We start from the raw sequence: 14,558 nt of genomic DNA on the forward strand, positions 1-14,558 counted from the left end.
AGGATACAAATCGTGATTGATGAAATTGAATTAGATGCGCAAGAGCGCATGGAAAAAAGCCTAGTTTCTCTTAAGGGCCAATTCAGCAAAATCCGCACAGGTCGTGCGCATCCAAGCCTTCTAGATGGCATCATGGTACCTTATTACGGCGTAGACACGCCGCTAAAGCAAGTGGCTAACGTCGTTGCAGAAGACAGTCGTACTCTAGCGTTAACTGTGTTTGATAAAAGCGCCATTCAAGCGGTAGAAAAAGCCATTATGCAGTCTGATTTGGGTTTAAACCCAATGAGTGCAGGTGGTTCAATTCGTATTCCACTTCCTCCTCTTACTGAAGAGCGTCGTAAAGACCTTATCCGCGTTGTTCGCAATGAAGCGGAAGGTGGTCGTGTCGCTATCCGTAACATCCGTCGTGACGCGAACGGTGACATCAAAGATCTTCTTAAAGAAAAAGAAATCAGTGAAGATGAGAGCCGCGCTGCTGAAGAGAACATTCAATCTATTACTAACGATTTCATTAAGAAAGTTGACAGCATGCTTGCTGACAAAGAAAAAGAACTAATGGAAGTATAAGTAAGTATTATGATTGGAAAGCGTTTAAGCGCAGCCAAATCGACAAAAGCAGAGGTGCCAGCAGAATCTGCTGGCCCGAAGCATGTTGCAATCATTATGGATGGCAATGGTCGATGGGCGCAAAAGAAAGGGAAAATTCGTACCTTTGGTCATAAAGCCGGGGTAGAGTCTGTTCGTTCTGTTGTGCGCTTTGCACGTCAAAACGGTATTGAATCACTTACGCTATTCGCGTTTTCAAGTGAGAACTGGAAACGTCCTGAGGAAGAAGTCAGTGTCTTAATGGAGCTGTTCAATCTTGTCCTCAATAGCGAAGCAAAAAGACTACACAAAAATGGTGTACGTCTACAGGTTATTGGTGATGTTGAGGCGTTTGATGCCAAGCTGGTCGAAAAAATTCGTAAAGCTGAAGACATGACCAAAGACAACAAAGATTTGGTCTTGAATATCGCCGCAAATTACGGTGGTAGATGGGACATTGTAAACGCGGCTAAGCAGCTTGCTACGCAAGTGAAAAGCGGCGAACTTGATGTGGAAAGCATCTGTGAAGACGCACTGAATGCGCACATTTCAACAGCTAACCTTCCTGAGTTAGACCTTCTTATTCGCACAGGTGGCGAACACCGTATTAGCAACTTCTTGCTGTGGCAATGTGCCTATGCAGAGTTGTACTTTACCGACGTACTATGGCCCGACTTCAACGAAGACGTGTTTCAATTGGCCGTAGACGATTTTAACGTTCGCCAACGTCGCTTCGGTTTAACCGGTGAACAGGTAGTCACAGCCGATGGTTAACACCATACAGGCAATTATCAGGCTTGCCCTGGTAACGATAGCCAAGGGCAAATTATGCTAAAACAACGAATAATAACTGCATTAATCCTCGCGCCACTGGCGCTTTACGCTATTCTTTTTCTTCCTATTTTTTGGTTTGAAATAGCCATTGCTGGTGTTGTCGGCATTGGCGCTTATGAATGGGCGAATATGTCGGGCGTATGTGAACGTCCTAAAAAGCTCATTTATATGGCAGGGGCCTTTGCCATATGTATAGCCTTGTCTCTTATTGTTGATGCCAGCACGATTTGGTATCAAGGCCAATTACATGGTTTATACCGTGCCATATTAACGGTTGCCGTATTATGGTGGATAGCGTCTTTATTTATGGTGCTAGCCTATCCCAAATATTCCAAGTTCTGGAAAGACAGTCGCAGCGTTAGAACCCTATTTGGGGCACTTACGCTTATACCCACATGGGTAGCGGTTGTTGCGCTTCGCACGAGCTTGCACGATGTTGATCCTTTCTACGGCGCTTCACTCATCTTTTATGTGCTGGGGATTGTTTGGGCTGCAGATATTGGTGCATTCTTTGTTGGCGTAAAATTCGGACGCCACAAGTTACGCCCTAACGTATCGCCAGGTAAAAGTTTAGAAGGCTTGTTAGGCGGTATTGCAGCTTCATTCGCTATTATCGCTTTTGCGGCCCTTCACTATCAGGTAGAGCCTTCGCGTATTTGGCTTCACCTTGCTATTGGCGGTATTACGGTGGCTGTTTCCGCCCTTGGCGATTTAAACGAAAGCATGCTTAAGCGTTGTGCGGGCATTAAAGACAGCGGCAAAATTCTCCCTGGACACGGTGGTGTACTCGATAGAATCGACAGTTTAACCGCGGCATTCCCTGTTTTTGCGTTCTGCTATGTAACCTGGATGGCGTAATGCAAACAGTAACAGTGTTAGGGGCCACAGGCTCCATTGGTTGTAATACACTCGACGTAATAAACCGCCACCCAGACAAATATCGCGTATTTGCTATTACTGGCAACTCACAGCTTGAATTGCTTATGGAGCAGGCCCAGAAATGCGCGCCGCGCTATGTGGTAATTGCTGATGACGCTAACTACAAACTAGCCTGTGAGTTAGCATCCCAGTACGGTGTGGATGCAGAAATTCTCTCTGGTGCTAAGGCGCTGGAAGAAGTATCCAGCGCGCCTGAAGTTGATGCTGTAATGGCAGCCATTGTGGGTGCAGCAGGGCTTTTACCCACACTGGCAGCAGTAAAGGCGGGTAAACGGGTTTTGCTTGCCAATAAAGAAGCGTTAGTCATGTCTGGTGCTTTATTTATCGAGGCTGCGAACCAAAGCGGCGCTGAAATTCTTCCTATTGACAGCGAACACAACGCCATATTCCAGTGCCTACCGCATGATTATGAATACGGTAACTTTGCCGCATCCGGCATTCGTAAAATTCTCTTAACGGGTTCTGGTGGTCCGTTTAGAGAAAGACCGCTTGATAGCTTCTCGTCAATTACAATTGATGAAGCCAGTACACACCCTAACTGGTCGATGGGCAGAAAAATTACAATCGATTCTGCAACTATGATGAACAAGGGGCTGGAGTTTATTGAAGCCTGTTGGCTGTTCGGTGCTGGCGCAGATGATATTGATGTGGTGATTCACCCGCAAAGTATTATTCATTCCATGGTGCAATATATTGATGGTTCGGTCATCGCACAAATGGGCAACCCTGACATGCGTACCCCAATTGCCTATGGTTTGGCGCATCCTGAGCGAATTGAAGCGGGCGTGACGCCACTCGACTTTTCAGATATCTCAAATTTCAGTTTTCAAACCCCTTGTTTTGAGCGTTATCCGAATTTGAAGCTGGCTATTGATGCGTGTAAAGAAGGGCAATGTGCAACAACACGAGTGAACGCGTCAAACGAAGTGGCTGTCGACGCCTTTCTAGAAGGCAAAATTCAGTTTTGCGATATTGCTAAAGTAAATGACGCCACGCTTAATGCTATGCCCAATGTGTCGGTGAATTCTATTCAGCAAATACTAGAGCAAGACAGCCTTGCAAGAGCAAAAGCTAACGAGATTATTCGAGGTAAATTCCAGTGCTAGCATTTTTATGGAGCCTTGGTGCATTCATTGTAGCCTTAGGTATTTTGGTTGCTGTACATGAATGGGGGCACTTTTATGTGGCTCGTAAATGCGGTGTGCAGGTAGAGCGCTTCTCAATTGGTTTTGGAAAGCCTATATGGCGTAAAACAAGTAAATCAGGCACAGAATATGTCATCGCTATGATCCCATTAGGTGGATACGTGCGCATGCTCGATGGACGCATTGATGACGTACCGCCTGAGTTAGAAGACAAAGCGTTTAACAATAAACCCGTTTTGCAGCGCATGGCGGTTATTGCTGCTGGCCCTGGCGTTAACTTTATTTTTGCGTTTTTCGCACTGTGGTTGATGTATCTGGTGGGACTGGAAACGGTTAAGCCAGTAGTTAAACAGGTTGAGCCAGAAAGCATCGCAGCTATCGCTGGTGTGCAACCTGGTGATGAAATTATTAAAGTTGGCGACAGGAATACGCCTGATTGGGAAGCGGTAAACCTGGAAATAGTCTCAAACATTGGCGCCGAAAAAGCCAATGTTACGGTTAAAAATTCGTCAAATGTTGAAAAAGAACTGACTTTTACACTGGGTTCTTGGAACTTTGACCCAGATAGCGAGTCTCCTTTAAGCAGCTTAGGGTTAACCCCTTATCGTCCAGATGCAACGTTAACCGTTGGGTTTGTAGGTGAAGGAAGCGCGGCTCAGCAAGCGGGTTTAAAACCCGGTGATGAGCTTCTTGCATTAAATGGCGCTAAGTTGTCATCGTGGGAGCGATTAGTTGACGTTATTGTTGAAAGTCCCGGCGAGAATATCTCGCTTGATATACAAAGGGATGGACAACAACTGACGTTAGATGCCACGATAGCGCGCCGCGATACACCACAAGGGCAAAGTGGATATCTCGGTGTAAGCCCAACATTTGAGCCTTGGCCAGAAGGGTATGTGTTTACGCATCAATATGGCATTATAGAGGCTATTGGGAAGGCGCTAGATAAAACATGGCGTCTTATGACACTCAGTGTCGAAATGATAGGTAAGCTCATCACGGGCGACGTGTCAGTGAAGAATTTGAGTGGGCCTATCTCAATTGCTCAAGGTGCGGGAACAAGTGCTGGGTATGGACTTGCGTACTTTTTGAGTTTTCTTGCCTTAATAAGCGTAAATTTAGGCATAATAAATTTATTACCCTTGCCCATGCTTGACGGTGGTCACCTCATGTTTTTTATCGTGGAGTGGATCACAGGCAAACCTGTGCCTGAAGCGGTGCAGGAATGGGGTTACAGAATAGGTGGCGTGCTTCTGTTTATGATCATGGGTATCGCAATTTTTAACGATATCGCTCGCATAACCTGATACAAATCAGGAAGTACAAAACAGCTAATACAAAACGCGGCCAGGAAAAGAAAAATAGATGAAGTTAAAACAGTTAGTAGCAGCCGGAGCCATTCTTTCCAGTGCTAGCTTTGCCAATGCTGCGGCGCAAGACAGTGAATTTGTCGTTGAAGACATTCGCGTAGAAGGTTTGCAACGAGTTGCACTTGGTGCAGCCTTAACCTACTTGCCCGTTCAAGTTGGCGACGAGCTTAATACATTCAGGGTAACGCAGCTTATTCGCTCGTTGTACTCTTCAACTCACTTTGAAAATGTTGAAATTCTTCGTGATGGCAATACGCTTGTCGTGCGTGTCGCTGAGCGTCCTACCATTAGTAATATCATCTTTGAAGGCAACGATGATATTAAAGATGAGCAACTTCAGGAAAGCTTAGACGGAAACGGCGTTCGTATTGGTGAGCCGCTCGATAAGACCGTACTAACCTCTATCGAGAATGGCCTGAAAGACTTCTTTTACAGCATAGGTAAATATAATGCTGACGTGACGGCTATTATAACGCCGCTACCGCGTAACCGTGTTGACTTGAAATTACTTTTCGAAGAGGGCGACGCGGCTGAAATTGAACAAATCAATATTGTAGGTAACGAAATCTTCTCAGACGAAGAGCTGATGGATGCTTTCGAGCTACAATACGACACGCCTTGGTGGGATTTCCTGTCGGAAACTCGCTACCAGCAGCAAACGTTGCAAGGGGACATGGAAACGCTGCGTAACCATTACTTAAACCGTGGTTACCTTCGCTTCAACGTTGACTCTACACAAGTTTCAATGACACCTGAAAAGTCAGGTATCTACATTGCCATGAACGTAACAGAAGGTGAGCAATACACCATTTCTGAAGTTGAGCTGGTAGGCGATGTACTCGGGCACGAAGAGTATATTGAACGCGTGCTTCCGCTTACTACGGGTGAATTGTATAACCAAGCAGAAGTAACGTACACAGAAGAGTTTATCAGTAAGTATCTTGGTCGATTTGGGTACGCTTACCCAACAGTAACTACCGTTCCCGAAATTAACGACGAAGATAAAACGGTTAAGCTGACGCTGTCCGTTGACCCAGGCAAACGTATCTACGTCAACCGCATTAAATTTAACGGCAACGTAGTAACAGCCGATAGTGTTCTGCGTCAAAATGTCAGCCAGATGGAAGGTACGTGGCTGTCGAATAACTTACTTGAGTCTTCAAAGAACCAGCTTTCTCGACTTACTTATATGGAAGAGGTTGAATTTGAAACGGTACGTATCCCGGGTTCAGAAGATAAAGTAGACGTTAATTTTAACGTAAAAGAACAGCCATCGGGCTCGTTTAATGCTGGTATCGGCTATGGTGACAGAACGAAGCTAAGCCTACAGGCGGGTATCCAGCAAGATAACTTCTTGGGTACAGGTAAACGTGTAGGTCTTAACCTAAGCACGGTTTCGTATCAGCGCAGTGCGCAAATCACTTACAACGACCCTTATTTTACCATTGACGGTATTAGTTTGGGCGGAAGCTTGGGCTATAGTGAGTTCGACGGTTCTGACTTTAACGTTATTCAGTACAACTCTAAGCGCTGGTCTATTGGTGCGAACATTGGTTATCCGATTAACGAGTTTAATCGTATTAACTTCGGTTTGACCTACAGCAACGTAGAGCTATTCAACCGTGGTTACTACGAGCAAACTGAGCAGTTCTATAATCAGTTTACTAACGGTGAAGATCCTGATGCGGCTATTAAATATGATAGCTTCTTGGCAAGCGTAAGCTGGAGCAGAAGTACGCTTAACCGTGGTCTGTTCCCTACTGCTGGTTCGTCTCAGCGTGCGTCATTCAGTATTACCACGCCTAACTCAGACGTTAACTACTTCAAGACAGTATTTGACGGTAAGTGGTACTTCCCATTATCTCGTAACCAGCGCTGGTCTTTCCTAGCGCGCGTACGTCTTGGCTACGGGAATGGTTACGGTGATATTAACGGCAATGAGCAAATATTACCGTTTACAGAGAACTTTACGGCAGGTGGTTCTGATTCACTACGAGGATTCGAGAATAACACGGTAGGTCCTCGCGGTGTATTCCTAGGCAATACGGGCACTATAGTTGGACCTGATGGCGAAGTGTTCCCGGGCGATCCAGCTGATGCGCAGCTGTCTTGGTCGACGCGAAGCCTAGGTGGTAACGCGATGGCACTTGGCGGTATCGAGCTTATTGTTCCTACGCCATTTGTTGAAGAAGAAATGGATAACTCAGTTCGTACAAGTTTGTTTGTGGATGTGGGTAACGTGTGGGATACTGAGTTCGACTATGACTATTACCGTCAGTTTGACATAGCATCTACACAACGCGGTGAGCTATTGGACTATTCTGATTGGAGCCTGTATCGTAGCTCGGCAGGTATATCGGTCCAATGGGTATCACCAATGGGACCGATGGTATTCAGCTTCTCGAAAGCGATACAGCAACGTGATGGTGACGATGCGAGATTCTTCACTTTCAACATTGGTCAAACTTTCTAAGACATTAAAGCGAGCGCGTTTTTAGGCGCGCTCTATAATAAGATTCACAAAAGGAGTTCCCTTTGAAACAGTTGGTTAAACATATCGTTGCAGGAGCAATGTTGGGTAGCGCTTTAGTTAGTACATCTGTAATGGCTGAGCAGAAAGTTGCAGTTGTCGATGTGCAAGGTATTTTCCAAGCGATGCCTCAAGCGGCTGAAATTCAAAACGCTATTCAGGCTGAATTTAAAGATCAGCTTGAAGAAGTGAATCAACTGCAGCGTGATGGTCAGTTCTACGCAGAACGTCTTCAGCGCGACGCAGCGACAATGAGCGATGCAGAGAAGAAAGAACTAGAACAAAAAATCTTGTCAGTACGTGAAGAGCTAGCTAAAAAAGGTCAACCTTTGCAGCAAAATATTCAACGTCGCAGCAACGAAGAGCGCAACAAGCTTCTTGGACTAATCAAGCAAGCTATTGACTCTGTTGCAGCAAAGCAAGGTTATGACCTAGTGCTTAACGCTGGTGCGGTTGCGTTTGCAAAAGAAGAGCACGACTTATCTGAGCAAGTTCTTCAGCAAGTAAGCAAAACTAACTAATAACTGCACTAGTCAGTTGTAAAATTTATCAGACCAACTCCCCAAAGGTGTTGGTCTGATTTGTTTTTTGCGCTTAACAGCGTATGGTTGCCGCCGTTTTTAGTTTTTACGGCGAGTTTGACCAGAATGCCAATCAATCATCTGTATTGGTATAAAATAGTTGTAGGTCATGCTTGTATACAGGAGAAAGTTTTTGGCCAATTCACTTAATACCATCGAAATTCAGGAAATATTGGAACTGTTACCTCATCGGTATCCATTCCTACTTGTTGATCGTGTAACAGACTATGTTCTGGGTGAGTCTGTAAAGGCTTATAAGAATATCACTATCAATGAGCCGTGTTTCATGGGGCACTTCCCTGAACAGCCAATTTTCCCAGGGGTATTAATTCTTGAAGCTATGGCACAAGCTGCCGGTGTTTTAGGATTTAAGACAATGGGTAACAATGATAAGTTATACTTGTATGCAGGGATTGATAACGCACGCTTTAAGCGTCCTGTTGTTCCAGGTGACAGGCTTGAGTTTGATGTTGCTCTAGTTAAAGAGCGCAGAGGGATTTGGAAATTTAAAGGCACTGCAAGCGTTGATGGCGATATCGCTTGTGTTGCAGAGTTTATGTGTGCGATGAGAGAGATAGCTTAACGTGATCCATCCAACTGCGGTAATTTCAGAAAGTGCAACGATTGGTGAAAATGTCACCATTGGCCCATTTTGTGTGGTAGACGACAACGTCACCATAGGCGATGGCTGTATTCTGAAATCACATGTGGTGGTACGCGGCCCAACGCGTATCGGTAAAAACAATAAATTTTATCAGTTTTCTTCAATTGGTGAAGACTGCCAAGATAAGAAGTATGCGGGCGAGCCTACTGAACTTGTCATCGGTGACGATAACGAGTTTAGGGAAGGGGTAACCGTTCACCGAGGCACTATTCAAGACAACAGCATTACCATAATCGGTTCTCGCTGTTTATTTATGGCCAACTCTCATGTTGCCCATGATTGTGTTCTTGGCAACGACATTATTATTGCAAACAGTGTTGCGATTGCTGGCCATGTTCACATGGACGACCACGTCATTGTTGGCGGTGCCGCAGGTATTCACCAGTTCTGTAAGATTGGAGCTCATTCGTTTTTGGGGGCTGGCGGCATTATTCTGCGCGACGTGCCTCCCTTTGTTATGGTCAGCGGCCAGAAAAACATTCCTCAGGGTATTAATTCTGAAGGGCTTAAGCGTCGTGGCTTCAGCAAAGAAGAAGTTATGGCCATTAAACGCGCTTACAAAGCAATATACCGTGAAGGCAATACCGTAGACGAAGCCATTGAAAAACTTGCCGAACCCGCACAGGAGTTCCCTGGTGTGGCCCTTATGGTGAAGTTCTTACAAGACTCTGAGCGAGGCATTATTCGCTAATTATGTCTACGCCTATCCGTATCGGCATGGTTGCCGGAGAGCCCTCTGGTGACGTGCTTGCCGCCGGAATGGTTGCAGAGTTAAAACGCCAATACCCTGATGCGGTTATCGAAGGTATTGGCGGTCCAAATATGATAAACGCGGGTTTTCATAGTCTGTTCGATATGGAAACCTTGTCGGTTATGGGGCTTGTTGAAGTTCTCTCCCATCTACCTGCCATCTTGAAAGTTAAAAAGCAGCTTCTTGCTCACTTCGAGCAAAATCCGCCTGATATTTTTGTGGGTATTGATGCGCCTGATTTTAATCTAAGAGTAGAAAAAGCGCTTAAAGCACGCGGTATCAAAACCATGCACTATGTGAGTCCTACTGTGTGGGCGTGGCGTGAAAAGCGCATCCATAAAATAGCGAAAGCGACTAATCGCGTGTTGGGTTTATTTCCTTTCGAGCAGCAGGTTTACGATAAATACCACGTTCCCTATACCTTTGTGGGACACACAATGGCTGACGCTATAGCAATTGAGCCCGACCAAAATGCGGCGCGCCAAGAATTAGGTGTAGATAGTAATGCTTCCGTATTGGCTGTACTTCCCGGCTCACGCAGAGGCGAAGTAGAAACGCTACTTCCAGTATTTCTGGAGACCGTAGAAGCTATTCATGCTAAACGCAGCGACATTCAATTTCTTATCCCTGCGGCTAACGAACATCGTCTTGCACAAATAAAAGCACTTTTACTGGAAGCCAATAATGCAGAGGAACGATTACCCATTCAGGTAACGCAAGGCACATCGCGAGATGCGATGATAGCTAGCGATGTTATCTTGCTTGCTTCAGGCACGGCTACCTTAGAGGCCATGTTATGCAAGCGCCCCATGGTGGCCGCTTATTTACTTGCACCACTCACGTATAAAATTATGCAGCGCTTGTATAAAGCGCCTTTCTTCACGTTGCCAAATCTATTGGCTAATGAAGCTATTATTCCTGAATTACTACAAGAAGAAGTAAATGCAGAGAATATGAGCAATCAGCTACTCAACTTCTTCGAAAGTGATAATTCAGCCCTTATTTCCCGTTTCACCGACCTCCACCATACGCTAAAATGCAACGCTGATAAAACAGCAGCAAAAGCTGTCGTGGAGGAATTGTTTGCATAAGTTAATTGCCGGCGTTGATGAAGTAGGTCGTGGCCCGTTAGTTGGTGATGTGGTCACCGCCGCGGTCATTCTTGACCCTGAAAATCCCATTGAAGGGCTAACCGACTCTAAAAAACTGAGTGAAAAAAAGCGCGTAGCGCTTGCCCAAGAAATTCGTGAAAAAGCACTCTACTGGAATATCGGCAGAGCGAGCCCAGAAGAAATAGACAAGCTTAATATACTGCACGCTACCATGCTCGCTATGATCCGCGCAGTGGAAGGCCTGCCAGTAAGGCCTGACTTTGTGCGCGTAGACGGCAACCGGGTTCCTGCGTGGAATTTTGAGTCTGAAGCGGTAGTGAAAGGCGATAGCCTGCACGCAGAAATTTCAGCGGCTTCCATTATTGCCAAAGTAGAGCGAGATAACGATATGATTTCGCTTCACGAGGCCTACCCGCAATATAACTTTGCCGGGCACAAAGGTTACCCCACAAAAGCACACTTTGAAGCCATCGCTGAATATGGCATCTTAGATTGCTATCGAAAAAGTTTTAAACCTGTAAAAGCGCTACTCGAAGAGAAATAACATCATGTCATCGCCATTTATTCATTTACGTGTTCACAGCGACTTTTCGATGATGGACGGCCTGAATAAGGTTAAGCCTATTCTAGGTAAAGTGGCCGCGCTTGGCATGCCTGCCGTGGCGATCACCGACCAAATGAATATGTGTGGCTTGGTAAAGTTTTATTCCGAGGCACATAACTTAGGTATTAAGCCCATCATCGGCACTGATTTTTGGGTTACTAATGAAGTCTTTGGCGATGAACCTTTCAGACTAACCCTTATTGCAATGAACAATGAGGGATATAAGAACATTACTATTCTTATCTCCAAGGCCTACCTTCGCGGGCACCTCTCACACCGAGCGGTCATTGATCAAGAATGGTTGGCAGAGCACAGCGAAGGTGTGATTGCGTTATCGGGTGCACAGCATGGTGATGTTGGTGTGGGTTTAATGAAAAACAACGCCAAAATTCTCGATAGTGCCCTTGAGTTTTATCAAACTCATTTTCCCGATCGCTTTTATTTAGAGCTTATCAGAACCGGTAGACAAGGTGAGGAAGATTACTTGCACCTTGCCGTGGAGCTTGCTGAGCAGCGCGGCTTACCCGTGGTTGCCACCAATGAAGTGTGCTTTATTGATCGTGAAGGCTTTGATGCTCACGAAATTCGTGTATGTATTCATGATGGCTACACGCTTGATGATAACCGCCGCCCTAAACGATACAGCGACCAGCAATATCTGCGCACTGCTGAGGAAATGGTTGAGTTATTTAGCGACATTCCTGAAGCCATAGAAAATACGGTTGAAATTGCCAAGCGCTGTAACGTTACCGTACGGTTAAACGAGTACTTCTTGCCGCAATTTCCAACCGGCGGCATGACCACCGAAGACTTCTTGGTTAAGGTGTCTGAAGAGGGGTTGGAAGAACGTCTAGAATTTCTATTTCCCGATGAAGAAGTGCGCAAAGCGAAACGTCCAGAGTACGATGACCGACTTCGCATTGAGCTTGAAGTTATCAACCAAATGGGTTTCCCAGGCTACTTCCTTATTGTAATGGAGTTCATTCAGTGGAGTAAGGATAACGGAATTCCGGTAGGGCCAGGGCGGGGTTCTGGTGCGGGTTCACTGGTGGCTTATGCCCTAAAAATTACCGACCTAGACCCGCTTGAATTCGACTTGCTATTCGAACGTTTCTTGAACCCAGAGCGTGTATCCATGCCCGACTTCGACGTCGACTTCTGTATGGATAGACGAGACGAGGTAATCGACCACGTTGCTGAGCTTTATGGGCGTCAGGCGGTATCGCAGATCATTACGTTTGGTACTATGGCGGCAAAAGCGGTAGTGCGCGACGTAGGCCGCGTGCTTGGTCACCCATACGGCTTTGTAGACAGGATCTCAAAGCTTATTCCACCAGATCCAGGCATGACGCTTGAAAAGGCGTTTAAAGCAGAGCCACAGCTACCAGAAGTTTATGAAAGCGATGAGGAAGTGAAAGACCTTATCGATATGGCGCGAATACTTGAAGGGGTTACCCGAAATGCAGGTAAGCACGCCGGTGGTGTTGTTATTGCGCCAACCACAATTACTGATTTCTCGCCTTTGTATTGTGATGACGAAGGTAAAAACCCCGTAACCCAGTTCGACAAAAACGACGTTGAAACGGCAGGCTTGGTAAAATTCGATTTCTTAGGTCTTCGTACGCTGACCATTATTCAGTGGGCAATAGATATGATCAAAGAAGGGAAGAACGTTGATGTCGATATCAGCGCTATTCCGCTTGAAGATCCTAAGAGTTTTAGAACCCTTCAAAACGCCGAGACAACTGCGGTATTCCAGCTGGAATCTCGCGGTATGAAAGAGCTGATAAAGCGCCTTAAACCTGACTGCTTCGAAGATATTATCGCACTGGTGGCCCTTTTCCGTCCGGGCCCGCTGCAATCAGGCATGGTAGATAACTTTATTGACCGTAAGCACGGGCGTGAAGAAATTTCCTACCCCGATGCTGAATATCAGCACGAGTGCTTGAAAGAAATTCTAGAGCCTACCTATGGCATTATCTTGTATCAGGAACAGGTAATGCAGATAGCCCAGGAAATGGCGGGCTACTCACTAGGGGGCGCTGACTTGCTTCGTCGCGCAATGGGTAAGAAAAAGCCCGAAGAGATGGCCAAGCAGCGCGGCACGTTCGCCGAAGGTGCGAAGGGCAATAATATTGACCCAGACCTAGCGATGAAAATCTTCGACTTGGTAGAAAAGTTCGCGGGTTACGGGTTTAACAAATCTCACTCTGCCGCTTATGCCTTGGTGTCTTACCAAACTTTGTGGCTGAAAGTGCATTATCCTGCGGAATTCATGGCCGCGGTAATGTCGGCAGATATGGATAACACCGATAAAATCGTGACGCTTGTCGATGAATGTGAGCGCATGGGCATCGAAATACTGCCGCCAGATTTAAATACGGGGAAATACAAATTTACCGTCGATAGCGAAGGTCGCATTGTTTACGGTATCGGTGCGATTAAAGGGGTAGGTGAAGGCCCAATTGAAGCGATTATTGAAGCGCGGGAGACCCAAGGGGCATTTAAGGATCTATTTGATTTCTGCGCCAAGATAGACATTAAACGGGTAAACAAGCGAGTGCTAGAAAAGCTAGTATTAGCGGGGGCAATGGACAACTTAGGTCCGCATCGCGCTAGCCTTATGGCGAGTTTACCCGAAGCCCTTGCCGCCGCTGGACAGCATGCAAAAGCCGAGTCTTTTGGTCAGTCAGATATGTTTGGCCTACTGACTACCGAGCCAGAAGACGTGAAGCAAGCGTTTGCCGACGTCCCTGAGTGGCCTGAAAAAGTATGGCTAGAAGGTGAAAAAGATACTTTGGGCTTGTACTTAACCGGCCACCCCATCAATCAGTATGCGGAAGAACTGCGTTACTACACCGACGGTCGATTAGTTGATTTAAAACCAACCAACAAAGACCAAATGGCCAGTGCAGTAGGACTGGTGCTTGGCGTGCGTGTTATGACGAACAAGCGGGGTCGTCGCTGGGCCATAGTGACACTGGATGATAAGAGTGCCAGAATAGACGTACGTTTCTTCCCCGATATGTACGAACAGTTCGAAAGTGTGTTAGAAACTGACAGAATATTGCTTATAAAGGGACAGGTCAGCTTTGATGATTTCTCTGGGGGCAATACAATCACCGCCCGTGATGTAATGGACATTGTTCAGGCACGAGAGAAAAACGCGAGAGCGCTGGCACTTAATATTGATACCCAGCTGCTTGAACCGAAGAAAATGAGTCAGATGCAATCTATCCTGCAGGCATTTAACGGCGGAAGTTGTCCTGTTCAGTTAGCGGTAACCCATCCAGACGCTGAAGTAATCTTAGCGTGTGGTGCAAGATGGTACGTTACCCCTGAAGACCAACTTTTGCACGATCTCAAACAATGTTTGGGAGACAAAGCCGTTTCAATTCTCTACCATTAAGGGTAAGAGTTCGATAGATTGGACATCTCGC

Annotated in this window: 12 protein-coding genes; all 12 read left to right on the forward strand. The window is 46.1% G+C overall.

Translation table 11 applies throughout. From position 1 onward, the window contains the following. Window positions 1–12: 12 nt before the first annotated feature. The 12 genes from frr to dnaE all read left to right on the forward strand — a co-directional run bounded on the left by frr (window position 13) and on the right by dnaE (window position 14,527). Window positions 13–570 (forward strand): ribosome recycling factor, encoded by a 558-nt coding sequence (gene frr, locus MASE_RS04410; RefSeq protein WP_014948555.1) that lies wholly within the window; start codon window positions 13–15, stop codon window positions 568–570. Between the two features lie 9 nt (window positions 571–579). Next, complete coding sequence (gene uppS, locus MASE_RS04415; RefSeq protein WP_014948556.1) at window positions 580–1,362, forward strand: polyprenyl diphosphate synthase; 783 nt, start codon at window positions 580–582, stop codon at window positions 1,360–1,362. A gap of 54 nt (window positions 1,363–1,416) precedes the next feature. After that, complete coding sequence (locus MASE_RS04420; protein ID WP_014948557.1) at window positions 1,417–2,280, forward strand: phosphatidate cytidylyltransferase; 864 nt, start codon at window positions 1,417–1,419, stop codon at window positions 2,278–2,280. Beyond that, a complete protein-coding gene (ispC, locus tag MASE_RS04425; protein ID WP_014948558.1) occupies window positions 2,280–3,467 on the forward strand; it encodes a 1-deoxy-D-xylulose-5-phosphate reductoisomerase in 1,188 nt (395 codons plus the stop codon). The genes MASE_RS04420 and ispC overlap by 1 nt, the downstream gene beginning before the upstream one ends. After that, window positions 3,461–4,813 carry a sigma E protease regulator RseP gene (gene rseP, locus MASE_RS04430; RefSeq protein ID WP_014948559.1) on the forward strand — a complete coding sequence of 451 codons (1,353 nt, stop codon included), beginning with the start codon at window positions 3,461–3,463 and terminating at the stop codon, window positions 4,811–4,813. The genes ispC and rseP overlap by 7 nt, the downstream gene beginning before the upstream one ends. Before the next feature lie 58 nt (window positions 4,814–4,871). After that, window positions 4,872–7,349, forward strand: a complete 2,478-nt coding sequence (gene bamA, locus MASE_RS04435; protein ID WP_014948560.1) for an outer membrane protein assembly factor BamA — start codon at window positions 4,872–4,874, stop codon at window positions 7,347–7,349. Window positions 7,350–7,411: 62 nt separating this feature from the next. Further along, window positions 7,412–7,927, forward strand: coding sequence for an OmpH family outer membrane protein (locus MASE_RS04440; RefSeq protein ID WP_014948561.1), 516 nt, complete (start codon window positions 7,412–7,414; stop codon window positions 7,925–7,927). Between the two features lie 193 nt (window positions 7,928–8,120). Then, entirely contained in the window at window positions 8,121–8,570 is a 450-nt protein-coding gene (gene fabZ / locus MASE_RS04445; protein ID WP_014948562.1) for a 3-hydroxyacyl-ACP dehydratase FabZ, read from the forward strand. A gap of 1 nt (window position 8,571) precedes the next feature. Further along, entirely contained in the window at window positions 8,572–9,342 is a 771-nt protein-coding gene (gene lpxA, locus MASE_RS04450) for an acyl-ACP--UDP-N-acetylglucosamine O-acyltransferase (protein WP_014948563.1), read from the forward strand. A 2-nt stretch (window positions 9,343–9,344) separates the two neighbouring features. Continuing rightward, a complete protein-coding gene (gene lpxB / locus MASE_RS04455) occupies window positions 9,345–10,493 on the forward strand; it encodes a lipid-A-disaccharide synthase (protein WP_014948564.1) in 1,149 nt (382 codons plus the stop codon). Continuing rightward, entirely contained in the window at window positions 10,486–11,058 is a 573-nt protein-coding gene (gene rnhB, locus MASE_RS04460; RefSeq protein WP_014948565.1) for a ribonuclease HII, read from the forward strand. The genes lpxB and rnhB overlap by 8 nt, the downstream gene beginning before the upstream one ends. 4 nt (window positions 11,059–11,062) lie before the next feature. Beyond that, the gene (dnaE, locus tag MASE_RS04465; protein WP_014948566.1) at window positions 11,063–14,527 is read left to right on the forward strand and encodes a DNA polymerase III subunit alpha; all 3,465 of its coding nucleotides are present in this window, start codon (window positions 11,063–11,065) and stop codon (window positions 14,525–14,527) included. Window positions 14,528–14,558: the final 31 nt, after the last annotated feature.

Origin of the sequence: Alteromonas macleodii ATCC 27126 (assembly GCF_000172635.2) — a bacterium.
In the GTDB taxonomy this organism is placed as follows: Bacteria; Pseudomonadota; Gammaproteobacteria; order Enterobacterales; family Alteromonadaceae; genus Alteromonas; species Alteromonas macleodii.